This window comes from Streptomyces sp. NPDC006487, from assembly GCF_042870555.1.
In the GTDB taxonomy this organism is placed as follows: Bacteria; Actinomycetota; Actinomycetes; order Streptomycetales; family Streptomycetaceae; genus Streptomyces.
On sequence record NZ_JBIAHN010000004.1, the window covers coordinates 184,803 to 209,062 of the forward strand.

The window sequence follows — 24,260 nt, forward strand, 5'->3', positions numbered from 1 at the left end:
AGTGCTGGGAGCAACCATAGGCGCAGGACCGCCCCCGGTGATCCGCCAGGGGTCGGGCTCGTGGTCGGCCCCGTGCCCGCGGCTCGTGACGAGGGGTCATGAGGACAGGGCCCCGCAGGCGTTTCACAATGTGGCTAATGAGTAAAGGGCGCGCCAAAGATTAGGTAAGGTAACGAAGTACTTGCCGTCCGTGCCCGCGCCGGAACGATCCGTCGCCCCGTCGCCGGCCGGTCCGCCGTTCCGCCGTCGCCCGGCACATCGAGGAAAGGGCCGCCCGCTGACTGTCCACACGCTCAATGAGCTCATGCTGGTCTGCTCGCTCGTGCTGCTCGTCGCCGTGGCGGCGGTACGCGTCTCTTCGCGCAGCGGACTCCCCAGCCTGCTCATTTACCTCGGCATAGGCGTCGCGATAGGCCAGGACGGCATCGGCAACGTCGTGTTCGACAACGCCGAGCTGACCCAGGTGATCGGCTATGCCGCACTCGTGGTGATCCTCGCCGAGGGTGGTCTGGGCACGAAGTGGAAAGAGATCAAGCCGGCCCTGCCGGCCGCGATCGTGCTGTCGCTGGTCGGCGTCGCCGTCAGCGTGAGCGTGACCGCGGCGGGCGCGCACTACCTGGTCGGACTCGAATGGCGGCAAGCCCTGCTGATCGGCGCGGTCGTCTCCTCGACCGACGCGGCGGCCGTCTTCTCGGTCCTGCGCAAGGTCCCGCTCCCCTCCCGGGTGACGGGCGTGCTGGAGGCCGAGTCCGGCTTCAACGACGCCCCCGTCGTCATCCTGGTCGTGGCCTTCGCGACCGTCGGGCCGGTCGACCAGTGGTACGTCCTCATAGGCAAGATCGCGCTGGAGCTGGCGATCGGCGTCGCGATCGGCCTGGCCGTGGGCTTCCTGGGCTCGTACGGGCTGCGGCACGTGGCGCTGCCCGCCTCGGGCCTCTACCCGATCGCGGTGATGGCGATCGCGATCACCGCGTACGCGGCCGGCGCGATGGCGCACGGCTCCGGCTTCCTCGCGGTGTACCTGGCGGCGATGGTGCTCGGGAACGCGAAGCTCCCCCACTGGCCCGCCACCCGGGGATTCGCGGACGGGCTCGGCTGGATCGCCCAGATCGGCATGTTCGTGCTGCTGGGCCTGCTGGTCACCCCGCACGAGCTGGTCCACGACTTCTGGCCGGCGGTGATCATCGGGCTGGTGCTGACGATGGTGGCCCGGCCGCTGGAGGTCTTCGTCTCGCTGCTGCCCTTCCGGCTGCCCTGGCAGGAGCAGGCGCTCATGTCCTGGGCGGGCCTGCGCGGAGCCGTGCCCATCATCCTGGCCACCATCCCCATGGTGTCCGGGATCGAGGGCAGCGAGCGCGTCTTCAACATCGTCTTCGTCCTGGTCGTCGTCTACACCCTGGTCCAGGGCCCGACCCTGCCCTGGCTCGCGCGCAAGCTGAAGCTGGGCAACAACGACGAGGCCGCCTCCGACCTGGGGATCGAGTCGGCGCCGCTGGAGAAGCTGCGCGGACACCTGCTGTCCTTCGCGATCCCGCCCGCCTCGCGGATGCACGGCGTCGAGGTGAGCGAGCTGCGGCTGCCGCCGGGGGCTTCCGTCACGCTGGTCGTAAGGGACGCGCGCAGCTTCGTACCGGCGCCGTCGACCGTGCTGCGGCGCGGGGACGAGCTGCTGGTGGTGGCCACGGACCCGGTACGGGACGCCGCGGAGGCGCGGCTGCGGGCGGTGGCCCGCGGCGGCAAGCTGGCGGGCTGGCTGGGGACCGGCGGGGACGGCGGCGGCGCCGCCTCGGGCGGGAGGGCCAAGGGCTCCGGGAAAGGCTCGGGGAAGGGCTCCGGGAAAGACTCCGGGAAGGGTTAGAGCAGCGCTCTAATTCTGCATTTTCGACGACTTTTGTCCGCATTAACCCCTGTTTAGGTGGGGCTTGAATGCGAAGTTCCAGTTAATCGCAGGTGAAGACACGCCCTGTAGCCCGAATCACAGGGCGTACCGGCCGATCTGCCTGTACGATTAAGGAACAACACATCGAACCAACTCTGCCTGACGCAGAGCTGGCGCGACCGCAAAGCGGCCGTGGCACCCTCCCGCAGTGGGCGCCCAGGTATCACTCGGTTTTGCGCAAGAGGACAGCTCTCGGGGCTCCCACATGTACGGGTGCGATCGCTCACAAGGCGGCGCATCGTCCGCAGACGGGGAGTTCTACCAGGCAGCGGAAAGGCCAGGCCGTGACATCCGCGGTCACGACCGACAAGTCCGCCAAGTCCACCCGACCCGGCTACGGGCAGCTCCTGCGCACGCCCGGCGCCCTCGGCTTCGTTCTCCCGGGATTCGCCGCGCGACTCCCCTTCGGCATGCTGACCATCAGCATCCTGCTGCTCGTCCAGCACACCACCGGTTCCTACGGAAGCGCCGGCATCGTCGCCGCCTTCACCGGTATCTCCATGGCCGTGTTCGCCCCGGTCATGGGCAAGCTCATCGACCGCCACGGCCAGAGCGCCGTCCTGGTCCCGGTGGCCCTCGTCCACGCCACCGCCGTCAGCTCCCTGGTGGCGTTCGCGCTGCTGGGTGCGCCCGTCTGGGCGCTCGCACTGGCGGCCGTCCCCGCCGGTGCATCCGTCCCGCAGGTCGGACCCATGGTCCGGTCCCGCTGGGCGGCCAAGCTCGAGGGCTCCCCGCTGCTGCCCACGGCCGCAGCGTTCGAGTCCGTCACCGACGAGTTCACCTTCGTCGTCGGTCCGGTGCTCGCCACCGCGCTGTGCACCGGCATCAACCCGGCGGCCGGTCTGATCACCGAGGCCGCGCTGACCCTGATCGGCGGCCTGCTCTTCGCCGCCCAGCGCGCCACGCAGCCCAAGCCCGTCGCCCGTCCGGCGCACGGTGAGAAGCACGCTCCGGCCCTGTCGTTCCACGGGCTGCGCGTCCTGATCGTCGCCTTCATCGGCATCGGCGCCGTCTTCGGCGGCATGCAGGTCTCGCTCGCCGCCTTCTCCGAGGAGATCGGCAACCCGGGCGCCAACGGCCTGCTCTACGGCGTCTTCGCCGCGGGCAACATGATCGCCGGCATCGCCTGCGGCGCGATCGCCTGGAAGATCGGCCCGCGCCGCCGCCTGATCCTCGGCTACATCGGCCTCACCGCGGCCGCCTCGGTCCTGTGGGCCGCGAACTCGATGATCCTGCTCGGCGCGCTCGGCCTGGTCGTCGGTCTGTGCATCGCCCCCGCGCTGATCACCGGCTACACCATGATCGAGCAGCTGGTCCCGGCCGCCTCGCGGACCGAGGCCTTCACCTGGCTCACCGGTGGCGTCGCCTTCGGGCAGGCCGGCGCCGTGACCCTGGCCGGCCGGCTGACGGACGCGCACGGGTCCTCGTACGGGTTCCTCGTGCCGATGGTGGCCACCGTGCTCGCCCTGGCCATCCTGCTGGCACTGCGTGCGAAGCTGGCCCCGAAGGCCCCGAGCCGGATCGTCAGCTCGTCCAAGCCGGCCGCACAGGCCGCGCCCGCCGCACCGTCCACGAAGGCGAACGAGCGTGGGATGGGTCACCGAGTCCCGGTGACGGTGGACTGATCCGCCGGAATACGTCACCATGAAGCGTCGTTAGCACTCATTGAGCCAGAGTGCCAGGAGGAAATTCGTGCCGACCTACCAGTACCAGTGCACCGAGTGCGGTGAGGGCCTTGAGGCCGTGCAGAAGTTCACCGATGACGCGCTGACCGTGTGCCCGAGCTGCGACGGACGCCTGAAGAAGGTGTTCTCCGCGGTCGGCATCGTCTTCAAGGGATCCGGTTTCTACCGGAACGACAGCCGCGGCGCTTCGTCGAGCAGCACCCCTGCCTCGAAGCCCGCGTCGACTCCGGCCGCCACCCCGGCCGCGTCGTCGTCGAGCACCTCGGCGTCTTCCTCCTCTTCGTCGACCTCCTCGTCTTCGTCGAGCACCTCGGCCGCCTGACCTGACCGACGCTTCACGCTTCGCCCCAGGCCCCGCCCGTCCCCATGGACGCCGGGGCCTTCGGCATGCCCCGTTAGGGTGGAGCACATGGCGAATGCAGAGATCGGTGTCATCGGCGGATCGGGCTTCTACTCCTTCCTGGAGGACGTCTCCGAGATCCAGGTGGAGACGCCGTACGGGCCCCCCAGCGACTCCCTCTACCTCGGCGAGCTCGCCGGCCGGACCGTGGCCTTCCTGCCCCGGCACGGCCGCAGCCACACCGTCCCCCCGCACAAGATCAACTACCGGGCCAACCTGTGGGCGCTGCGTTCCGTGGGCGTCCGCCAGGTGCTCGGCCCCTGCGCGGTCGGCGGCCTGCGCTCCGACTACGGCCCGGGCACCCTGCTCGTCCCCGACCAGCTGGTCGACCGTACGAAGTCCCGCGCCCAGACCTTCTTCGACGGGGAGCCGCTCCCGGACGGCTCGGTCCCCAACGTCGTGCACACCACCTTCGCCGACCCGTACTGCCCGGTGGGCCGCTCGGTGGCGCTGGCGGCGGCGCGCGGGCGGGAGTGGGAGCCGGTGGACGGCGGCACCATGGTCGTCATCGAGGGCCCGCGCTTCTCGACGCGCGCCGAGTCCCGCTGGCACGCCGCGGCCGGCTGGTCGGTGGTCGGCATGACGGGCCACCCGGAGGCGGTCCTCGCGCGCGAGCTGGGGCTCTGCTACACCTCGATGGCGCTGGTCACGGACCTGGACGCGGGCGCGGAGACGGGCGAAGGGGTCTCCCACACGGAGGTCCTCAAGGTCTTCGGCGAGAACGTCGGCCGTCTGCGCGAGGTCCTCTTCGACGCGGTGGCCGCCCTGCCCCCGACGGAATCCCGCGCCTGCCTGTGCACCCACGCCCACGACGGCTGGGACCTGGGCATCGAGCTGCCGTAGCCACCCCGGACACTGGCGGGATGAACGACACCGCCGATCCCCGGATCATCGTCGCCCTCGACTTCGACGACCGCGAGACCGCCGAGGCCCTCGTGGCACGGCTCGGGGGCGCCTGCGGCTTCTACAAGGTCGGGCTGGAGCTGCTGACCGCCGCCGGGCCCGACCTCGTACGCGGGCTCGTGGGGCAGGGCCACGAGGTCTTCCTCGACCTCAAGCTCTTCGAGATCCCGAACTCCGTGGCCGGGGCCGTGCGCGCCGCGGGCGCGCTGGGCGCGTCCGCGGTGACCGTGCACTCCATGGGCGGTACGGGCATCATGGCGGCCGCCGTCGACGCCGCCCGGGAGTTCCCGGGGCTTCGGGTGCTCGCCCTGACGGTGGTCACGAGCATGACCGGGAGCGACCTCGCCGACATCGGCATCGGCGCGAGCACCGACGAGCAGGTGCTGCGACTGGCCCGGCTGGCGGCGGAGGCCGGATGCGACGGGGTCGTCGGATCGCCCCGGGAGGCCGGGCCGCTGCGGAAGCTGCTGGGGCCGGACCGGCTGATCGTCACTCCGGGGGTGACGCTGCCGGGTCGGGAGACGGGCCCGGAGAGGGGCTCGGAGAGGGGCTCGGAGGCGGGCGGGCACGCCCGCTCCGATACGCCGTGGGCCGCCCTCGCGGCCGGGGCCTCGCACGTCGTGGTGGGGCGGTCGGTGACGCGGGCCGCTGATCCGGTGGCGGCGCTGCGGAGGATCGCGGTGGGGCGCTAACTCCCGCGAGTGACGGGGATATCCACAAGCTGGGGATCCTCCACAGGGACGGGCGGGATCCGGCGGGAGGACGGATCGTGAGGGACGTCCGGGCGCTGGGTCCGGGCACCGGACTCCGTCCCCGGGGCCGGGCTCACTCCGTCAGGTGGTGGCCGTCATGACCGCGAACTCCCGCGTCCCTTCCCTCTCCTCACCCCACAACCACGCTCACACCCACGTCCCGGTGCGCCCCTCCCCCGTCTCCCGGCACGCCGCCTCCGCCACGTGTCCCCCCGCGCGCGCCGTTCCCCTCTTCGCCCCGCTCCGTGTGGGGCGGGCCGGGGACCGGCTGCGCAGGGCGGTGCGGCGCCGGCGGCGCGGGGCCGCGGCGGCGCTGGCCGTCGTGGCGGCCGTACTGGCGGTGGGCGGCACCGAGGCGCGGGCCTCGCGGGGCTCCCCGCCACCCGCGGCGCAGCCTCCTGCGGCGGCGGTGCGGCTGGTGTCGGCGCCGGTGCGCATCGCGGACGCGGCGGCGGTGCGGCTGCTGCGGCCCGGGGACCGGGTGGACGTGGTCGCCGCGGAGCGCGGCGGGCCGCCCCGGGTGGTGGCGGCGGGGGCACGCGTCGCCGAAGTACCCGCTCCGGAGGAGGGTGTTGGGGACGGCGGGGCCCTGGTGGTGCTGTCCGTGCCCCGGGACACCGCGCGGGCTCTCGTGGGGGCGGGGACCGTGTCCCGACGGGCGGTGACGTTGTGTTGAATCGTACGAACGTGCGGTCAAGTCACCGTGGGGTGAGGGTCGATTGGACACCCCGGGGTCAAACTGCCGTAGCTTTCGGAACCGTTGGCTCCATGTTCGGCAGATACGAAGAAAGGCTCAGTGGTGAGCGAGAAGAAGAAGGAGAGCATCCTGGCAGGCTTCAAGGCCTTCCTGATGCGCGGCAACGTGGTCGACCTGGCGGTAGCCGTGGTCATCGGTGCCGCGTTCACGAACATCGTGAACTCCGTCGTGAAGGGCCTGATCAGCCCCGTGATCGGCCTCATCGGCACGCAGAGTCTGGACGCCTACAAGAGCTGCATCAAGGATCCCTGCGGGGTCGGCCCGGACGGCAAGTCCACGGGCGTGGAGCTCCTCTGGGGCTCCGTGCTGAACGCGGCGCTCAGCTTCCTGATCACCGCCGCGGTCGTCTATTTCCTGATGGTCCTGCCGATGGCGAAGTACCTCGCCAAGGTGGAGCAGCGCCGCAGGGCGAAGGAAGGCGTCCAGGAGACCATGGAGATCACCGAGCTGGTGGTCCTCAAGGAGATCCGCGACGAGCTGATCGCCCAGCGCGGCGCGGGTGGCGGGAACGTCCACTCCGGCGCTCCGAGCCCGCGGCTCTAGGCGGGCCCTGCGGTCAGACGTGGTGCGGGGGCTTCTCGTCGAGGAACCGGGCCAGGTCGGCCGCGCTCCCGCCGGCGGGCGACCGCTCGCCCCAGCCCCGGTCGGTGTCGTCCGAGGACTGCTGGTCCAGCGGGTCTCCGAAGTCCAGCCGCGGCTTCGGCCGGGCCTTGGGCCGCGGCTGCGGCCGGGACTCGGCCGCGGGCTCCGGCCGGGCGGACTTCGGGGCGTTCGGGTCGGTGGCGGGGGCGTCGCTCATGCCTCCAGGGTACGGCCGCCCCCGCCGCCGGCCCCGCTCAGCTGGGGGCCTCGGCGCCTTTGCGGGCGTAGAACCACCAGCACACCACCAGGCACGTGGCATAGAAACCGATGAAGATCCACAGTGCGTTGGTGACGGCCATGGCCGCGAACATCGCGGGGATGAAGAAGAAGCCGTAGGCCGCGATGGCCGAGGAGAAGCCGGTGACGGCACCCGACTCCATCTCCGACTGCTTGAGCGCCGCGGCCTGCGCCTCGGGTCCCTTGCCCTCGGCCTGCTTCATGTGGTGGTCCCGGAAGATCACCGGGATCTGCCGGAAGGTCGATCCGTTGCCCAGGCCGGAGAAGGCGAAGGCCACCAGGAAGCCGATGTAGAAGGGCCAGAAGTCGCCCTCCTGTCCACCGGACGGAAGCGCGAAGATCACCACGACGAGGGCCGCCGCCATGCCGATGAAGGACAGGATGGTGACCCTGGCTCCGCCGATCTTGTCCGAGAGCCAGCCGCCGCCCCAGCGTGTGAGGGCCCCGATGAACGGGCCGATCCAGGCGTAGGTGGTGGCCTGGTAGCCCTGCCCCTCGAAGTTGTTCTTGATCAGCAGCGGCAGGGCCGCCGCGAAGCCGATGAAGGAGCCGAAGGTACCGACGTAGAGCCAGGTCATCAGCCAGTTGTGCTTGCGCTTGAAGATGATCTTCTGCTGGCTGAAGGGGGCCGCGGCCACCTTCAGGTCGTTCATCAGGAACCAGGCGGCCAGCGCCATGATGACCAGCAGCGGCACCCAGAGGAAGGCGCCGTTCTGCAGCCAGACGTCGGTGTTCTTCTTCGCGTCGTGCTGGGGCCCGCCCGCCGGTGCGCCCAGGACGGCCGCGGTGACCACCAGCGGGGCGACCAGCTGGACCACGCTCACGCCGAGGTTGCCGAGGCCGCCGTTGAGGCCGTTGGCACTGCCCTTCTCCCGCTTGGGGAAGAAGAAGCCGATGTTCGCCATCGAGGAGGCGAAGTTCGCACCGCCGATGCCGCAGACGGCCGCGATCAGCGCCAGCTCCCAGTAGGGAGTGCCGGTGTCCTGGAGTGCGAAGCCCAGCCACAGCATCGGCGCGATCAGGATGATCGTGCTGAAGGCGGTGAACTTCCGCTCGCCGAACATCGGCCCGATGAAGGTGTAGAGGATACGGAAGGTGCCGCCGGTGATACCGGGGATGGCGGTCAGCCAGAACAGCTGCGACTTCGAGAAGCCGAAGCCGACGTCGTTCAGCCTGACCACGGTCACCGACCAGACCTGCCAGACCACGAAGCCGAGCATCAGGGCCGGGATCGAAACCCAGAGGTTGCGCTGGGCGACCCGGTGGCCCTTGGACTGCCAGAAGCCCTCGTCCTCCGGCCGCCAGTCGGCGATGGTGGCGCCGGGCTTGTAGCTCTCGGCGCGGTGGCTTCGGGATGCCGACGGAGTCGGCGTGGGTATCGACATGGTCATCGGTCCTTCGGGTCGAGGAGCCACAGTCCGATCACGACGAGGAAGGACAGGATCAGGAATCCCGCTCCCCACCAGGCCGTGCCGGTGTTTCCCTTCATCCACTCGTTGACGGTCACGGTGAGCGCCCAGAGCTGGCCGATCACGACCGTGAGGGCCAGGACGAGGCGCGCGTTGAGCCGTGAGGAGCGCTCGGGCTCCTGCTCGGTGCCGGCTCCCGGGCCCGGGCCCGTGCTCCGGATCCGCGGGTCCCCGTACCCGCTGGTGGAGCGGATCTGCGGGTACCGCTCGTGCACGGGGCGGTTGAGCCGGGGCTGGGCGCTGCCCGGGTGGTACTCCGGGCGGGGCGGCAGCGGAGTCTCGCTCATGTGGGCCTCCTCTCGGTGGCGCCCGCCCGGGCCGATCCCGGGCAGCCCAGGCGGGCGGACTCCTGCGGGTGGGTGTCGCCGAACTGACGGCACAGCGCGTCCTTGGCCGGCTCTCCCGACCGGGCGGTGGCGACGGCCCAGACGCTGCCGTCGGCCTGCTCGGTCAGGTAGATCCTCGGCAGCGGGCGGGGCGGCGGACCGGCCGTCACCTCACCGGTGCGGGCATCGAAGACACCCTCGTGGCAGGGGCAGTACAGCTCCCCGTCGGGGCCCCGGTCCTCCCGCCACAGCACTCCGCAGGCCAGGTGCGTGCAGACGGCCGAGTAGCCCACGAGGGAGCCGTCCCCGAGGCGCACTGCCAGGGCCCGGTCGTCCTCGCCCGGGAACCGGAAGGCCACGGACTGGCCGGGAGGCAGCAGGTCGGCGACCTTCTTCGGGTCGGGCAAGCCCTCGTTGTCCCCGTGCCGGTGCAGGATGCCGGCGGCCACGCCGACACCGCCGATGGCCAGGCCCCCGGAGACCGTGGCGACGATCCGCAGGTAGTCGCGGCGGGTGGTGAGGGAGTCGGCACTGATCCGGTCGCGCAGCTGCTCGATCGCGGCATCGGCGGCCGCCCCGCCGTCTGCGTGGCCGTCGCCCTGACGCCCTGGATGCGGAGGGGGCTGTTCGGTGACGCTCATCGGACGTCCCTTCCGTTGATCTCGACGACGGGCAGGCCGCCCGGGACGGGCCACTGGACCTTGTCGGCGGGGACGACCATGGCCACGCCGGTCTGGACGACGACGTCGCCGAAGACGAAGGAGTCGGCCACCTGGACGCCGGGGCGCTCCGCCTGGAGCTCTTCGAGGGTTCCGTAGAAGAGGGCACCGGTCGGGCAGACGGTCGCGCACATCGGGGCGAGGCCGTATGCGGTGCGGTCGTAGCAGAGGTTGCACTTCATCTGCAGCTTCGCCTGGAGGTCGATCTTCGGGATGCCGAAGGGGCAGGCGTTGACGCAGTTGGAGCAGCCGATGCAGCGGGTGGTGTCGGCCTGCTGGACCACCCCGTCGGCGGTCACCAGGATCGCGTCGGCGGGACAGACCTCGGCGCAGGGTGCGACCGGGTCCTCGCAGTGCATGCAGACGCTGGGGAGGGAGGCGACGGACATGCCGGGTTCGGTGTAGTCCAGGTGGATCATCGATTTGCCGCGGTGCGAATCGCACTCGCGGCAGGCCGAGACGCAGGCCTGGCAGCCGATGCAGCGACCCGGGTCGATGAAGATCGTGCGGCCCATCATGGCGGGTCAGCTCCTCTCCGCCGTGCCACGGCCCTGCGGGGACGTGGGGGGCAGGGGGTCGGTGCGGGAGACCTGGGCTTCCGGATAGGCCTCACGGCCCGGCGGGGTGGGCGGCGCGGGCACCTCGTCGACCCGTTCGGCGGCCTCGATCCGGGCGGCGCAGACCTTGTACTCGGGGATCTTCGAGCGGGGGTCGAGGGCGTCGATGGTCAGGGCGTTCGCGGACGTCGGGACGGGCCAGTGGTACGGGATGAAGACGGTGTCGGGGCGGATCGCCTCGGTGACCAGGGCCGGGAACACCTCGCTGCCGCGCCGGGTGACCACCCGGACCGGTTCGCCGTTGCGGAAGCCGTGCGAGGGGTGGACCTCCACCCAGGGGCGTGGGGTCTGCTCGACGAGGGCTCCCAGACGGCGGGTCTGATTGCCGGAGAGGAAGTGCGCGACGGTGCGGCCCGTGGTGAGGGAGAGGGGGAACTCCTCGGTGTACGCGTCCATGGGCGGATGCCATTCCACGACCTGCATGTGGATCTTGCCGTCGGGGTGGTAGGTACGGCCGTCCTCGAAGAGCCGGGGGGTGCCCGGGTGCTCGGTGGAGGGGCAGGGCCAGACGATCCCGCCCGTCTCGTCGAGGCGTTCGTAGGTGATGCCGTAGTAGTCGTTGACCGTGCCGGCGGAGGCGACGCGCAGCTCCTCGAACACCTCGCGGGAGCCGGGGAAATCGAAGTGCTTCCCGGCGCCGAGCCTCCGGGCGAGTTCGCAGATGACCCAGGTGTCGGTGCGCACCCCGGCGGGAGGTTCCTGGGCCTTGTTGTGCTTGACCACGCGGGCCTCGGCGTTGGCCATCACGCCCTCGTCCTCGGCCCAGGTGGTGACGGGGAAGACCACGTGGGCGTTGGCCGCGGTCTCGGAGAGGAAGAAGTCGAACTGGGCGTGGAACTCGGCGGTGTCGTAGCCGTCCTTGACCACCGCGTAGTTGGGGAGGGAGACGAACGGGTTGTTGCAGATGCCGATGAGGCCGCGGATCTCCCTCCGCTGCATCTGCCAGACCATCTCCATCATGGAGGTGCCGGCGCCGGGGAGTTCGGACTCCTCGATGCCCCAGATCTGGCAGATCTGCTTGCGGTGTTCCGGGTTGCTGATGGAGCGGCCGCCGGGCAGGAGGTCGGACTTCTGGCCGTGCTCGCGGCCGCCCTGGCCGTTGCCCTGCCCGGTGATGGTGCCGTAGCCGGCGCCGGGCTTGCCGATGTGCCCGGTGGCCACGCACAGGTTGATGACGGACAGGCAGTTCTCGACGCCCTGGGAGTGGTGCTCGATGCCGCGGGCGTGCCAGGCCATGGCCTTGCCCGCGCCGGCGAAGACCCGCGCCACCTGGACGATCTGCGAGGCAGGCACCCCGCAGATCTCCGCGGAGCGGGACGGCGGGTACTCGGCGACGGTCCTCTTGACCTCTTCCCAGCCGGTGGTGTGCGCGGCGATGTAGGCCTCGTCGGTGAGGCCTTCGGCGATGACCACGTTCAGTACGGCGTTGAAGAAGGCCGAGTCGGTGCCGGGCTTGAGGGCGACGTGGATGTCGGCGGTGCGGGCGATGGCCGTCTCGCGCGGGTCGATCACGATCAGCGAGGCGCCCCGGTCCCGCGCACCCCAGAGGTACTGGGTCATCACCGGGAAGCACTCCCCCACGTTCGACCCGGCGATGAGCAGGCAGTCGGTGAGGAGGATGTCGGAGAAGGGGTTGCCGGCCCGGTCGATGCCGAAGGCGAGCTTGTTGGCTCCGGCGGCGCTGACCATGCACAGGCGGCCGTTGTAGTCGACGTGCTTGGTCTTCAGCGCGACCCGGGCGAACTTGCCGACCAGGTAGGTCTTCTCGGAGAACAGGCTGGCTCCGCCGAGCAGTCCGAAGGCGTCGTTGCCGTGGGCTTCCTGGATGCGCCGGATCTCGGAGACGGTGAAGTCCAGTGCCTCGTCCCAGGAGCACTCCTTGAACTCCTCGTCCCGGGAGCGCCGCATCAGCGGGGCGGTCAGCCGGTCGGGGTGGTTGACCTGCTGGTAGGCGTTGATGCCCTTGGGGCACAGCCGCATCCGGTTGATGTCGTGGTTGCGGGGCTCCACGCCGAAGACCTTGCCGCCCTTGTCCACGCGCAGGTACATCCCGCACTGCACCCCGCAGAAGCAGCAGTGGGTGGGGACCAGGGTCTCGCCGTTCTGGTCGGCGTGCCACTGGTCGGCGGGGATGCCGCCGGCGTCGCGGAAGTTGCGGGTGCCGGGCGGGGCGATGGAGGGGTCGATGGAGATGCTCACGGGCCGGGACGCGGCCTTGGCGGGGTCGGTCGCGGTCACTTGAAGCCCTTCTTGACGTGGGTCAGGTAGGCGTTGCCGCGCAGGACCCGCTTGCAGCGCGGGCAGTATTCGACGAAGGCGTTGAAGTCGAGGTTGAGGTCCTGCATGGTGCCGCGCAGGTTCTCGACGTACGGGGTGGTGTCGATGGGCTCCTCGCAGCGCTTGCAGAGGAAGACCTGCTCGTCCTGGCGGGCCGTGTACTTGAAGAGCTGCATGCCGACGGCGGCCGGGCGCTGGACGATGTGGAAGAACTTCCCGAACGGGATGTAGATGAGGGTGAACACCACCGACACCATGTGCAGGATCGCGAGGAACTCGTATCCGCCGCCGTGCAGGAAGATCGAGGAGAAGGTCAGCAGCAGACCGGTCACGGAGATGACGATCAGGCAGATCAGCGGCAGCAGGTCGTAGGCGAAGCGCTGGCCGGTCATGGCCCCGCGGTCCTTCATCCGCCGGTACAGGAAGTACGAGGCTCCGGGGATCACGAGGACGGCGGCGATGTCCAGGCCGTGGAACATCAGCCAGCCCAGGATGTTCAGGGAGTCGAATCCGAGGACCTTGATGCCCCAGATCCGCATCTCGTACCCGGGGCCCGTCGCGCTGTCGCCGGTGAAGGTGAACCAGCCCCAGGTCAGCGGGAAGGTGATCGCCGCGGCGAGGAGGCAGCCCCAGAACATCAGCTGGTGGGCGATCCAGCGGGGGCGCGAGCGGGCGCCGAGGAACTTCTGGAAGCCGAGGTAGGTGGCGATCATCTTCGGTACGGCGGTGGGCGCCTTGCGGAAGTTGTCGGCCGAGAAGAAGCTGCCGAAACCCTTTTTGAACAGGCGGCGCGCGCCGGGCGCCGAGACCCACACGGTGTACCGGTAGGCCACGCCGAAGGCCAGGAAGACGGTGGCCACGGCGTAGGGCAGCAGGGCCGAGTCGAAGTCCCGCAGCAGCCGGCTGCCGAGCACGATCGCGAGGATGAGCAGGAGCGAGACGACGGTGCCGGCCAGGGTGGCCCGTGCGGTGACGGACCGCCCGGCCGGCAGTGGGGTCTCGGGCGCCGGAGGGGGCGGCGCGGCGTCGATGACTTCTGAGGGCTCGGACACAGCACCACGCTAGGTGGTACGTACCGATTCGGCCCGTTATGCGGACCTTACGGGTGCGCCGTTCGAGTGAGGACTCGGGAGGGAGCCAGGAGGGGAGCCGGGAGGGGAGCCGCGAGCGGGACCCGAAGCTCAGACCGCGTTCAGTCCCTGCGCGGCGAAGATCGCCTTCGCTTCGGCGACCTGTGCGGCGGTCGGAGACGGCGTGTCGTGGAGGGTGAACTTCATGTCGAGCGCCTCCCACTTGCTCTCGCCGAGCTTGTGGAAGGGCAGTACGTCGACCCGCGAGACGTTGCCGAGGGCGGCGGCGAAGGCGGCGACGCCCTCGATGTTCTCCGTGGCGTCGGTCAGTCCCGGCACCAGTACGAACCGCAGGTGCACCTCCTTGCCCAGGTCGGCGAGGCGGCGGGCGAAGTCCAGGGTCGGCTCCAGCGGGCGGCCGGTCACCTTCTTGTACGTCTCGCGGTCCCAGGACTTGATGTCGAGGAGCACCAGGTCCACATCGCGCAGCAGCGCGTCGGTGGCGCGGGCCCCGAGGAAGCCGGAGGTGTCCAGGGCGGTGTGCAGTCCGAGGTCGTTCTTCATCCGGTGCAGCAGTTCGCCCGCGAAGACGGGCTGGAGCAGCGGCTCGCCGCCCGAGATGGTGGCGCCGCCGCCGGACGCGGAGATGAACTTGGTGTACTTGCGGGCCTCGGCGATGACGTCGTCGGCCGAGGTGCGCCTGCCGTTGCGCATCCGCATGGTGTCGGGGTTGTGGCAGTACAGACAGGTCAGCGGGCAGCCGGACAGGAAGGTCACGAACCGGGTCCCGGGGCCGTCGACCCCGGTGGACAGGTCCCAGGAGTGCACCGTGCCCTCGCTCGGCCGCTGCGTGGCGGCGGCGGCGGGCGTCCGGCCGGCGCTCACGCTGATCGCGTTGGCGTGGCCGACGGGAAGGCTCGTACCGAAGAGGACGGTCATGGCAGGTGCTCCAGCTTCCGGATTCCGTGGGCTGATCTGGTGACGCGCGGTCCCGGGGCCGGGCGAGGGCCGGCCCCGGGCCGCGCGTGCTCGTGGGTCTCTCGAAGGACCGGAAGGATCAGAGAGAGCCGTGGAAGGTGCGGTTCAACACGTCGAGCTGCTGAGCGCGCGTGAGGCGGACGAAGTTCACCGCGTATCCGCTGACGCGGATGGTGAGCTGCGGGTAGTTCTCCGGGTGCTCCATGGCGTCCATGAGCGTGTCGCGGTTGAGCACGTTCACGTTCATGTGGAAGCCGTCGACCGCCATGTAGCCGTCGAGGACGCCCGCCAGGTTCTTGATCCGCTCCTCGGGGGTGCGGCCCAGGCCGTCGGGGGTGACGGTGTTGGTCAGCGAGATGCCGTCCTCGGCGTCCTCGTACGGGAGCTTCGCGACCGACAGCGCCGAGGTGACGTAGCCGTGGGTGTCGCGGCCGTTCATCGGGTTGGCGCCCGGGGAGAACGGCTCGCCCGCGCGGCGTCCGTCCGGCGTGTTGCCGGTCTTCTTGCCGTAGACGACGTTCGAGGTGATGGTGAGCACCGACTGGGTGTGCTCGGCCTCGCGGTACGTCGGGTGCTTGCGGATCTTCTTCATGAACTCCTCGACCAGCCAGACGGCGATCGAGTCGACACGGTCGTCGTTGTTGCCGTACGCCGGGTAGTCACCCTCGATGGTGTAGTCGGTGGCGAGGCCGGTCTCGTCGCGCACGGCGGTGACCTTGGCGTACTTGATGGCGGCCAGCGAGTCGGCGGCGACCGAGAGGCCGGCGATGCCGCAGGCCATGGTGCGGCGCACGTCGCGGTCGTGGAGCGCCATCTCGATGCGCTCGTAGGCGTACTTGTCGTGCATGTAGTGGATGACGTTCAGGGCGTGGACGTAGGTGTCGGCGAGCCATTCCATCTGCTCGTCGAACTTGGCCATGACCTGGTCGTAGTCCAGCACGTCGGAGGTGAGGGCGCCGGTGGACGGGCCGACCTGGGCTCCGGACTTCTCGTCGCGGCCGCCGTTGATCGCGTAGAGCAGGGTCTTGGCGAGGTTCACGCGGGCGCCGAAGAACTGCATCTGCTTGCCGACCGGCATGGCCGAGACGCAGCAGGCGATGGCGGTGTCGTCGCCGAAGCGCGGGCGCATCAGCTCGTCGGACTCGTACTGCACCGAGGAGGTGTCGATCGAGACCCTGGCGCAGAACTCCTTGAAGCCCTGCGGCAGCTGGGGCGACCAGAAGACGGTCATGTTCGGCTCGGGGGCCGGGCCGAGGTTGTAGAGGGTGTGGAGGTAGCGGAACGAGGTCTTGGTGACCAGCGGACGGCCGTCCTCGCCCATGCCGGCGATGGACTCGGTGACCCAGGTGGGGTCGCCGGAGAAGAGCTCGTCGTACTCCGGGGTGCGCAGGAAGCGGACGATGCGGAGCTTGATGATGAAGTCGTCGACCAGCTCCTGGGCCTGCTCCTCGGTGAGGATGCCGGCCTCGATGTCGCGCTGGAGGTAGACGTCGATGAAGGTGGAGGTGCGGCCGAGCGACATGGCCGCGCCGTTCTGCTCCTTCACGGCGGCCAGGTACGCGAAGTACAGCCACTGGATGGCCTCGCGGCCGGTGGTGGCCGGGCCGGAGATGTCGTACCCGTAGGAGGCGGCCATCGCCTTGAGCTCGGCGAGGGCGCGGATCTGCTCGGAGAGCTCCTCGCGCAGGCGGATCGTCTCCTCCAGCGAGCGGTTGCCCGCGGGGAGGGAGTTGATCTCCTCCTTCTCCTCCTTCTTGACGGCGATGAGGCGGTCGACGCCGTAGAGCGACACGCGGCGGTAGTCGCCGATGATGCGGCCGCGGCCGTACGCGTCCGGCAGGCCGGTCACGATGCCGGCCTTGCGGGCGGCGCGGATGTCGGGGGTGTACGCGTCGAAGACACCGGCGTTGTGGGTCTTGCGGTACTCCGTGAAGACCTTCTCCAGGTCGTCGGAGACCGGGTAGCCGTAGGTCTCCAGGGCGCCGGCGACCATGCGCCAGCCGCCGTAGGGCATGATCGCGCGCTTGAGCGGGGCGTCCGTCTGGAGGCCGACGATCAGGTCCTTGTCGCGGTCGATGTAACCGGGGGCGTGCGCGGTGATCGTCGACGGGATGTCGTACGCGACGTCGTAGACGCCCTTCTCGCGCTCCTCCGGGAACTTGTCGGTGATCGCCTTCCACACGGCGGTGGTGCGCTCGGTGGGACCGGCGAGGAAGGTGTCGTCACCCTCGTACGGCGTGTAGTTCTGCTGGATGAAGTCGCGGACGTCGACGGCGTCGCGCCACAGACCGCCCTTGAAGCCGTTCCAGGCTTCGCCGTTCTTCGTGGTTTCCGCAGGGGTGGCAGTCATCGCCCGCACCTTCCGATCGCCTCATTGCTTGCATCCATTGCACGCCTTTTGATCGATCATTTGGCGCCGCGTTGGTCCTGAGCTGGGGCCCGAAGGTCCCGCGATCCCCGGCTCCCAGGGTCTCCCATCACGGCTGACCTGGCACTTTGGGCAGGTCAAAGGTCCATCGTGCGCTTGTGAAAACTTTCACAAGATTCTGGGAAGGTAGCGCCCGCCGCCCGGTCAGGGACGGGGCGGCGGGCGCGGAGGCGGAGCGAGACCGTCAGAAGGGGCGGTAGTACTTCAGGGGCGAGGTGGTGCCGAGCTGCTTGCGGTTGGCGAAGCTGCCGGTGCCGGTGCCCGCGTTGAGCCAGGCGCGGCCCGTCGTGTCCCGCGAGACGAGGTCGGCCTTGCCGTCACCGGTCAGGTCGCCCGCGCCGGCGACGTCCGCGTAGGTGCCGCCCCAGTCCTTGAAGACCAGCGCGCGCGGCTTGAAGGCGCCGGCCGCCTTCCCGGTGCCGTCGTAGCGCCAGAGCTCCCCGGAACCGTCGAGGGCCAGGATGTCGGCCTTGCCGTCGCCGTTGAGGTCGCCCGTACCGATCAGCTTCTTGTACGTGTTCCAGCCGCCACCGACCTTGACGCGGGCGGCGAAGCCGCCGGCGCCGTTGTTCGCGTACAGGTACAGGTACCCGCTCGCGGAAGACCGGGCGAGCAGATCGGCCTTGCCGTCACCGGTCAGGTCCCCGGTCGAGACGAGGCTGTCGTACAGCTTCCAGTCCGAGGAGATCTTCTTGTACGCGGATCCCTCCGAGGGCAGTCCGCCGCAGACCGGCGTGTACATCCGGACCTCACCGGTGACGAGGCGCACGAGCATGTCGTTGCACCTGTCCCCGTCCAGGTCACCGAACGGCAGGAACTGCGTGGGCTGCACCTTCGGGGGCGTGGCCCAGGCCACTCGCTGCAGCTCCGTCAGACCGGTGGCGCCGACGGAGTAGGCCTTGGTGGCGCTCGTATAGGCGTCGGTGCTGTTGGCGAGGAGTTCGGGCCTGCCGTCGTCGTTGTAGTCCCGCCACGTGGGCAGCGGGCGGCTCGTGGCCGTCGTCGCGCTGAAGGTCCGGTACGTGGTCTTGCCGTTCGCGGTCGCCTGCGTGCTCCACAGCGCGACGGGTCGGCCACCGCCGTCGGCGGCCAGCGCCGTCGCCGGCCAGGCGCCCGTGCCGATGACCTTCGGCGCCGACCAGGCGCCGCCCGCGTAGGTGGAGGTCTTCACGTCGCCGACCTCCGAGCCGCTCGACTGGGCCTCGGCCCAGGTGACCACGACCGAGCCGTTCGCGGCCTGCACGGCGCGCAGCGATCCCTTCAGGGAACCGGCCAACCGGGCCGGAAGCCGCTGCGGGGACCGCCATTCCCCGGTGGTCGCCGACCGCAGCAGGTAGCCGGACCCGCCGATCACCATCAGGTCGCCGTTCGGCAGCGCCAGCATCTGGGTGCGGGAACTCACGCTCAGGCCGCCCGCGGCCTCAGCCGGGCTCCAGGCCGAGGCGCCCGCCGGCTTGTGGGCGTAGCTCGAGTACGTGAACCAGTGGAACCCGCCCTTGGGGTGCTCGGCGAGCACGACGCCCTCCGGCTGCTCACCGAGCTGCGGCAGGTCGGCGGGCTGGGACCAGGAGGCGGAGCCGGCGGCCCGCTCCAGCACCTTGTAGTGCCACTTCCAGGCGGTCGGGTCCGGATCCACGCCGTCGCCCTCGTACTTGGAGTTGCCGCCCCAGATCACCATCGCGGCGCCGTCCTTCGCGACGGCGAGCCGGAGGTCCGTCAGGTGGTAGTCGTAGTCGTTGTCCTGACGGTGGATGGGTTCCGGCAGCCGGTCGAGCACGGCCGGGGCGGACCAGGCGGCTCCCTCCGACGGACGCTCGGAGACGGTCAGCTTGCGGTCGCCGTCCATCCAGGCGGCGGCGAGCCGGCCGGAGGCGTTGGCCGCGAGGACGACGCCGTGGGCCGCCGGGACCGTGGCGATGGTCTCCGGCGCCGAGAAGGCCGTGGCGCCGGGCAGGACGCGGGCGAAACGGATCGCCAGGGCCGTGCCGTCCGCCGTCTTCTCGGTCCACTGCGTCGCGACGGAGCCATCGCCGAGGGTGGTGAGCGCGGCGCCTGAGATCGGCGCGACGGGCAGCCACTTGGTGCTGCCCGCAGGGCGTACGGAGGCCACGGTCCGGTAGCCCTCGTCGGTGGGCTGGGACAGGAGGGCCACGACGGTGCCGTCCTTGGCGGACTTCATGTCCAGGACCCCTCCCGCGATCCCGGAGAGCTCCGTGGCCGAGCCCCACCGGCCCAGTGCCGCAGGCGCAGCGGCGGTCGCGGCCAGGGCCGTCGCCGGAGCGGGATCGGGGTCGGGCGTGGCCGCGACGGGTGCCGCGAATGCACTCGGCGCGGCGAGCGCCAGCGACAGTACGGGCGTCAGCGCGAGGCCGAACCGAATGCGGGCATGACGAACGTGCAGAACCATGCTGAGAGCCCCCCCGGGCTTAAGGATCATGATGAATGAGCCAGCTGACGCAGCGTATATCAGCCCCCCATCACCCGGTGGAGGCGCGGGGGCCGGGGCGCAACAACGGAAAGCCCGGGTGGGAGTACCACCCGGGCTGACCATCGGAGGCCGAGGAAGAGACGGCCTAGCTGGGGGCCTCCGCGCCCTTGCGGGCGTAGAACCACCAGGCCACGACGACACAGCTGGCGTAGAAGGCGACGAAGCCCCACATCGCGCTGGTCACGGCGAAGTTGGCGAACATCGCCGGGATGAAGAAGAAGCCGTAGGCGGCGATGGCCGCCGTGAAACCGGTCACCGCGCCCGACTCGATCTCGGCCTGCTTCAGCCCCTTCGCGTACTCGGGGGTGCCCTCGGTCAGGCCGGCGAGGTGCTGACCGCGGAAGATGACCGGGATCTGGCGGAAGGTCGAGCCGTTGCCGATGCCCGAGAAGAAGAACGCCGACAGGAAGCAGAAGAAGAAGCCGTAGAAGGAGCCCTGGTCGGAGCCGGCCGGCAGGAAGGTGATCACGCCGATGATCGACGCGCCCATGCCCACGAAGGACAGGATCGTCACCCGTGCGCCGCCCAACTTGTCGGCGATCCAGCCGCCCGCCCAGCGGGCCAGTGCGCCGAGCGCCGGGCCCATCCAGGCGTAGGTGGCCACGGAGTACGCCGGGAAGGTCGTCTTGATCAGGAGCGGGAGGGCCGCGGCGAAACCGATGAAGGAGCCGAAGGTGCCGACGTAGAGCCAGGTCATCAGCCAGTTGTGCTTGCGCTTGAAGATGATCTTCTGCTGGCTGAAGGGGGTGGAGGCCACCTTCAGGTCGTTCTGGCCGAACCAGGCGATGGCCGCGAGGACGATCAGGACCGGCACCCAGACGAACGCGGCGTTCTGGAGGTAGATCTCCGAGCCGTCCGCCTTCTTCTGGCCCGAGCCGATGGCCAGCACCGAGGTGGTGATCAGGATCGGCGTGAGCAGCTGCACCACGGAGACGCCGAGGTTGCCCAGACCGCCGTTGATGCCGGTCGCGTTGCCCTTCTCCTGCTTCGGGTAGAAGAAGCCGATGTTGGCCAGGGAGGAGGAGAAGTTGGCTCCGCCGATGCCGCAGAGCGCGGCGATGGCGACCAGCGTGGTGTACGAGGTGGTGGGGTCCTGCACCGCGAAGCCCAGCCACAGCAGCGGCACGATCAGGATGACCGTGGAGAGCGCGGTGAAGCGGCGCTGTCCGATCATCGGGCCGATGAAGGTGTAGAGGATCCGGGCGGTGCCGCCCGTGATGCCGGGGACGGCCGTCAGCCAGAACAGCTGGGACTGCGAGAAGCCGAAGCCGACGTCCTTGAGGTTGGTCGCCGTGATGCTCCAGACCTGCCAGACCACGAAGGCCACCAGCAGGGCCGGCACCGCGATCCACAGGTTGCGGGTGGCGACCTTCTTGCCGGTGGTCTGCCAGAAGGACGGATCCTCCGGCGTCCACTCGGTGATGGTGCGACCGGGGCGGTACTGCGCCGGATCCGGCGCCTGCACCCGGGCGGTCGCCGCGCGCGCGTCCTGCTTGGCGGAACTCATGGCATTTCCTGTAGGTCGAAGGGGTCTGTAGGTCGAAGGGGCCTGACGCGTTCGGAGGGGCCTGACGCGTCCGAAGGGGCCTGACACGTTCGGAGGGGTTGAGGAAAACGAAGCTGAAAGCCCTGACCTTCTTAGGGTCCGCCTACAGGGGCGCCCCTCATCAGGGGAGAACGTCGTGTGGGCGACGGGACAAGGTCCCCTCGCCCACAGTGCGTTGGTACGGCGGCCCCAGAGCCTTAGGGCCGCAGATCCACCAGCGGCAAGGACACCTCGGGGTCGTCCAGGCAGATGCCGGTACGCAGGTCGAAGACCTGCTTGTGCATCGGCGAGGCCACGACGGGCACCCCGTCGCGCGAGCCCATGATGCCGTTGGCGATCACGTCGGCGCCCGAGAAGGGGTCCCGGTTGCCGACCGCGTAGACCTCGCCCGCACGGTCCTTGAAGACCGCCGCCTCGGTGCCGTCCGGCAGCACCGCGGTCCGCCCGCGGCCCGGCTCCAGGGACTGCCCGGCGCCCTCGGCGGCCGCCCCGAAGTCCACGCTCCCGAAGCGCTCCAGCGCCACCGGGTCCTCCAGGACCGCCGACCACTCGTCCTCGTACGCCGACACGTGGCGCTCCATCTGCGCCTCCAGCTCCGCGCAGATTCCGAGCGAGTCCTCGATCAGGACGGCCTTCAGGTGTTCCAGGCCCGCGGCGCTGCCGCCGAGCCGCTCCAGCCAGGCGGACGTCCGCTCCAGGCGCTCGCCGGTGCGGATGTAGTACATGAGGAACCGGTCGATCAGCGCGAAGAGTTCGGCGGTGTCCAGGTCCGAGGCCAGCAGGTCGGCGTGGCGCGGGGTCGCCCCGCCGTTGCCGCTGACGTACAGGTTCCAGCCGTTGGCGGTGGCGATGACGCCGATGTCCTTGCCCCGGGCCTCCGCGCATTCGCGCAGGCAGCCCGAGACGCCGCCCTTGAACTTGTGCGGGGTGCGCAGGCCCCGGTAGCGCAGCTCCAGGTCGATCGCGAGCTGGATGGAGTCGCCCTGCCCGAAGCGGCAGAAGCGGGCTCCCACACAGGACTTCACCGCGCGCAGGGACTTCCCGTACGCCTGCCCGGACTCGAATCCGGCGCCGCCCAGACGCCGCCAGATGTCGGGCAGCTGCTCCTTCTTGACCCCGAAGAGGCCGATGCGCTGGGCTCCGGTGATCTTCGTGTAGAGGGCGTAGTCCCTGGCCACCTCGCCCAGCACGATGACCTGTTCGGCCGTGATCTCGCCGCCGGCGACGCGCGGGACGACCGAGTAGGTGCCGTCCTTCTGGAGGTTGGCGAGGAAGAGGTCGTTGGAGTCCTGCAGGGCCGCCTGCTCGCCCGCCAGGATGTGTCCGATGCCGAGGTCGGGGGCGAGGGTGCCCAGGACGTTCGCGACGACCGGCTTGCAGACGGCGCAGCCCTCGCCGCCCTCGCCGTAGGTCTCCAGCAGCTCGCTGAAGCTGCGGATGCGCTCGGTGCGGATCTTCTCGTAGATCTCCGCCCGGGTCAGGGTGAAGTGTTCGCACAGCCCGCGCGGCTTCTCGATGCCCGCCGCGGCCAGTTCGGCGTCCAGGACCGCTTGCAGCGTGCCGATGCAGCCGCCGCAGCCCGTGCCGGCCTTGGTGCACTTCTTGATGCCGCCGATGTCGGTGAGGGACTCCGCGACGACCGCCTCGCGCACGCGCCCCTTGGTGATGTTGTGGCAGCTGCACACCACCGCGTCATCGGGCAGCGCGTCCGCGCCGGGGAGCACCGCGCCGTCGCCCGACGGCAGGATGAAGGCCTCCGGCGGGGCCGGCAGCTGCCGGCCGGCGTGCGGCTTCAGAGAGCCGTAGGCCTCGGCGTCGCCGACCAGGATCCCGCCGAGCAGTGCACCGTCGGGGCCCAGCAGCAGCTTCTTGTAGACGCCCTCGCGGGCGTCGGAGAAGACCACCGAGACGGCACCGTCACGGCCCTCGGGGGCGAAGGGGTCGCCGAAGGAGGCCACGTCGGCGCCCATCAGCTTGAGCTTGGTGGAGGTGTCCGCCCCGGTGAAGGTGAGCTCGCCCGCGCCCGCGAGGGCCTCGGCGACGGTCTCCGCCATCTGGTAGCCGGGCGCGACCAGCCCGTACACCTTGCCGTCGACGGTCTGCGCGCACTCACCGATCGCGTAGACGTACGGGTCGCTGGTGCGGCAGTGCCCGTCCACGACGACCCCGCCGCGGTCGCCCACGGCCAGGCCGCACTCGCGGGCCAGGCGGTCGCGCGGCCGCACACCGGCCGAGAAGACCACGACGTCGGAGCCGATCTCCTCGCCGCTGGTCAGCCGGAGCGCCTGCGCCCGCCCGTCGGGGTGGATCTGCACGCCGGCCGCGCCGACACCCGTGTGCACGGCGACGCCCATGGACTCGATGGTGGACCGCAGGGCGGCCGCGCCTCCGTCGTCCACCTGCAGCGGCATCAGCCGGGGCGCGAACTCCACCACGTGCGTGGCCAGTCCGAGTGTGCGCAGCGCGCCCGCCGCCTCCAGGCCGAGGAGCCCGCCGCCGATGACGACACCGGTGCGGACCCCGGGGTCCGCGGCGTACGCGGTCAGTGCCTCGACGTCGTCGAGCGTGCGGTAGGTGAAGCAGCCCTCCGCGTCGGCGCCGTCGATCGGCGGCACGAAGGGGTAGGAGCCGGTCGCGAGCACGAGCGCGTCGTAACGGACCACGTCGCCGGAGCGGGCGGTGACCGTACGGGCCGTGGTGTCGATGAGCTCCGCCGGGTCGCCGAGGCGCAGGTCGATGCCGTACTCGTCCAGGAAACCGGGCCGGGCCAGGGACAGCTCCTCGCCGGTGGAGCCGGTGAAGGCCGCGGACAGGTGCACGCGGTCGTAGGCCGGGCGCTCCTCCTCGGCGAGGACGGTGACCTGCCAGCCGCCGCGTTCGGGGCGGGCCGGGTCGGCGAGCGCGTCACGCTCCGCGAGCGCCTCCAGCAGGCGGTGCCCCACCATGCCGTGGCCGATGACAACCAGCGTCTGCCCCATGGATCTCACTCCGTGTCCCTGTGCCGCGCGATCCCGGGGCGGCCAGGGC

Annotated in this window: 19 protein-coding genes; 7 read left to right on the top strand and 12 right to left on the bottom strand. The window is 70.4% G+C overall.

Annotated features, from left to right (window positions below):
• Positions 1 to 304: 304 nt before the first annotated feature.
• The 7 genes from ACFYM0_RS08300 (at position 305) to mscL (ending at position 6,979) form a co-directional block, all read left to right on the top strand.
• Entirely contained in the window at positions 305 to 1,858 is a 1,554-nt protein-coding gene (locus ACFYM0_RS08300; RefSeq protein WP_388498027.1) for a potassium/proton antiporter, read from the top strand.
• 365 nt (positions 1,859 to 2,223) lie between these two features.
• On the top strand, positions 2,224 to 3,564 hold the full coding sequence (locus tag ACFYM0_RS08305; protein WP_388498029.1) for an MFS transporter: 1,341 nt from the start codon (positions 2,224 to 2,226) through the stop codon (positions 3,562 to 3,564).
• Between the two features lie 67 nt (positions 3,565 to 3,631).
• Positions 3,632 to 3,946: an FmdB family zinc ribbon protein gene (locus ACFYM0_RS08310; RefSeq protein WP_388498032.1), complete on the top strand. Its 315-nt coding sequence runs from the start codon at positions 3,632 to 3,634 to the stop codon at positions 3,944 to 3,946.
• An 87-nt stretch (positions 3,947 to 4,033) separates the two neighbouring features.
• Positions 4,034 to 4,867 (top strand): S-methyl-5'-thioadenosine phosphorylase, encoded by an 834-nt coding sequence (locus tag ACFYM0_RS08315; RefSeq protein WP_327253142.1) that lies wholly within the window; start codon positions 4,034 to 4,036, stop codon positions 4,865 to 4,867.
• 20 nt (positions 4,868 to 4,887) lie between these two features.
• Positions 4,888 to 5,619, top strand: a complete 732-nt coding sequence (pyrF, locus tag ACFYM0_RS08320; RefSeq protein ID WP_388498036.1) for an orotidine-5'-phosphate decarboxylase — start codon at positions 4,888 to 4,890, stop codon at positions 5,617 to 5,619.
• Between the two features lie 157 nt (positions 5,620 to 5,776).
• Positions 5,777 to 6,355 (top strand): hypothetical protein, encoded by a 579-nt coding sequence (locus ACFYM0_RS08325; protein WP_388498039.1) that lies wholly within the window; start codon positions 5,777 to 5,779, stop codon positions 6,353 to 6,355.
• 120 nt (positions 6,356 to 6,475) lie between these two features.
• Positions 6,476 to 6,979 carry a large conductance mechanosensitive channel protein MscL gene (mscL, locus tag ACFYM0_RS08330; RefSeq protein WP_388498041.1) on the top strand — a complete coding sequence of 168 codons (504 nt, stop codon included), beginning with the start codon at positions 6,476 to 6,478 and terminating at the stop codon, positions 6,977 to 6,979.
• A 13-nt stretch (positions 6,980 to 6,992) separates the two neighbouring features.
• Here the strand turns inward: mscL and ACFYM0_RS08335 are convergent, their stop codons facing one another.
• The 12 genes from ACFYM0_RS08335 to nirB all read right to left on the bottom strand — a co-directional run bounded on the left by ACFYM0_RS08335 (position 6,993) and on the right by nirB (position 24,211).
• On the bottom strand, positions 6,993 to 7,235 hold the full coding sequence (locus tag ACFYM0_RS08335; RefSeq protein ID WP_388498043.1) for a hypothetical protein: 243 nt from the start codon (positions 7,233 to 7,235) through the stop codon (positions 6,993 to 6,995).
• A gap of 37 nt (positions 7,236 to 7,272) precedes the next feature.
• On the bottom strand, positions 7,273 to 8,700 hold the full coding sequence (locus ACFYM0_RS08340; RefSeq protein WP_388498046.1) for a NarK family nitrate/nitrite MFS transporter: 1,428 nt from the start codon (positions 8,698 to 8,700) through the stop codon (positions 7,273 to 7,275).
• 2 nt (positions 8,701 to 8,702) lie between these two features.
• Entirely contained in the window at positions 8,703 to 9,071 is a 369-nt protein-coding gene (locus ACFYM0_RS08345) for a hypothetical protein (protein WP_388498049.1), read from the bottom strand.
• A complete protein-coding gene (locus tag ACFYM0_RS08350; protein WP_388498051.1) occupies positions 9,068 to 9,751 on the bottom strand; it encodes a ubiquinol-cytochrome c reductase iron-sulfur subunit in 684 nt (227 codons plus the stop codon). Before ACFYM0_RS08350 ends, ACFYM0_RS08345 begins: the two co-directional genes overlap by 4 nt.
• A complete protein-coding gene (locus ACFYM0_RS08355) occupies positions 9,748 to 10,347 on the bottom strand; it encodes a 4Fe-4S dicluster domain-containing protein (protein ID WP_243335392.1) in 600 nt (199 codons plus the stop codon). The genes ACFYM0_RS08350 and ACFYM0_RS08355 overlap by 4 nt, the downstream gene beginning before the upstream one ends.
• Positions 10,348 to 10,353: 6 nt before the next feature.
• Positions 10,354 to 12,684 (bottom strand): molybdopterin oxidoreductase family protein, encoded by a 2,331-nt coding sequence (locus ACFYM0_RS08360; protein ID WP_388498054.1) that lies wholly within the window; start codon positions 12,682 to 12,684, stop codon positions 10,354 to 10,356.
• Entirely contained in the window at positions 12,681 to 13,775 is a 1,095-nt protein-coding gene (locus ACFYM0_RS08365) for an MFS transporter (protein ID WP_388498057.1), read from the bottom strand. The genes ACFYM0_RS08360 and ACFYM0_RS08365 overlap by 4 nt, the downstream gene beginning before the upstream one ends.
• 129 nt (positions 13,776 to 13,904) lie before the next feature.
• Positions 13,905 to 14,732: a pyruvate formate-lyase-activating protein gene (gene pflA, locus ACFYM0_RS08370; protein ID WP_388498060.1), complete on the bottom strand. Its 828-nt coding sequence runs from the start codon at positions 14,730 to 14,732 to the stop codon at positions 13,905 to 13,907.
• Positions 14,733 to 14,850: 118 nt separating this feature from the next.
• Complete coding sequence (gene pflB / locus ACFYM0_RS08375) at positions 14,851 to 17,121, bottom strand: formate C-acetyltransferase (protein WP_388498062.1); 2,271 nt, start codon at positions 17,119 to 17,121, stop codon at positions 14,851 to 14,853.
• A gap of 262 nt (positions 17,122 to 17,383) precedes the next feature.
• Positions 17,384 to 19,606 carry an FG-GAP repeat domain-containing protein gene (locus tag ACFYM0_RS08380; RefSeq protein ID WP_388498065.1) on the bottom strand — a complete coding sequence of 741 codons (2,223 nt, stop codon included), beginning with the start codon at positions 19,604 to 19,606 and terminating at the stop codon, positions 17,384 to 17,386.
• 166 nt (positions 19,607 to 19,772) lie between these two features.
• The gene (locus ACFYM0_RS08385; RefSeq protein ID WP_388498066.1) at positions 19,773 to 21,194 is read right to left on the bottom strand and encodes a NarK family nitrate/nitrite MFS transporter; all 1,422 of its coding nucleotides are present in this window, start codon (positions 21,192 to 21,194) and stop codon (positions 19,773 to 19,775) included.
• 236 nt (positions 21,195 to 21,430) lie between these two features.
• On the bottom strand, positions 21,431 to 24,211 hold the full coding sequence (gene nirB, locus ACFYM0_RS08390) for a nitrite reductase large subunit NirB (protein ID WP_388498068.1): 2,781 nt from the start codon (positions 24,209 to 24,211) through the stop codon (positions 21,431 to 21,433).
• Positions 24,212 to 24,260 lie beyond the last annotated feature (49 nt).

Bases quoted from the DNA above. Each gene is read 5' to 3' on its own strand.
- ACFYM0_RS08300 (WP_388498027.1), top strand. From the start codon at position 305: ATGCTGGTCTGCTCGCTCGTGCTGCTCGTCGCCGTGGCGGCGGTACGC.
- ACFYM0_RS08315 (WP_327253142.1), top strand. From the start codon at position 4,034: ATGGCGAATGCAGAGATCGGTGTCATCGGCGGATCGGGCTTCTACTCC.
- pyrF (WP_388498036.1), top strand. From the start codon at position 4,888: ATGAACGACACCGCCGATCCCCGGATCATCGTCGCCCTCGACTTCGAC.
- ACFYM0_RS08325 (WP_388498039.1), top strand. From the start codon at position 5,777: ATGACCGCGAACTCCCGCGTCCCTTCCCTCTCCTCACCCCACAACCAC.
- ACFYM0_RS08335 (WP_388498043.1), bottom strand. From the start codon at position 7,235: ATGAGCGACGCCCCCGCCACCGACCCGAACGCCCCGAAGTCCGCCCGG.
- ACFYM0_RS08340 (WP_388498046.1), bottom strand. From the start codon at position 8,700: ATGTCGATACCCACGCCGACTCCGTCGGCATCCCGAAGCCACCGCGCC.
- ACFYM0_RS08345 (WP_388498049.1), bottom strand. From the start codon at position 9,071: ATGAGCGAGACTCCGCTGCCGCCCCGCCCGGAGTACCACCCGGGCAGC.
- ACFYM0_RS08350 (WP_388498051.1), bottom strand. From the start codon at position 9,751: ATGAGCGTCACCGAACAGCCCCCTCCGCATCCAGGGCGTCAGGGCGAC.
- ACFYM0_RS08355 (WP_243335392.1), bottom strand. From the start codon at position 10,347: ATGATGGGCCGCACGATCTTCATCGACCCGGGTCGCTGCATCGGCTGC.
- pflA (WP_388498060.1), bottom strand. From the start codon at position 14,732: ATGACCGTCCTCTTCGGTACGAGCCTTCCCGTCGGCCACGCCAACGCG.
- pflB (WP_388498062.1), bottom strand. From the start codon at position 17,121: ATGACTGCCACCCCTGCGGAAACCACGAAGAACGGCGAAGCCTGGAAC.
- ACFYM0_RS08380 (WP_388498065.1), bottom strand. From the start codon at position 19,606: ATGGTTCTGCACGTTCGTCATGCCCGCATTCGGTTCGGCCTCGCGCTG.
- ACFYM0_RS08385 (WP_388498066.1), bottom strand. From the start codon at position 21,194: ATGAGTTCCGCCAAGCAGGACGCGCGCGCGGCGACCGCCCGGGTGCAG.
- nirB (WP_388498068.1), bottom strand. From the start codon at position 24,211: ATGGGGCAGACGCTGGTTGTCATCGGCCACGGCATGGTGGGGCACCGC.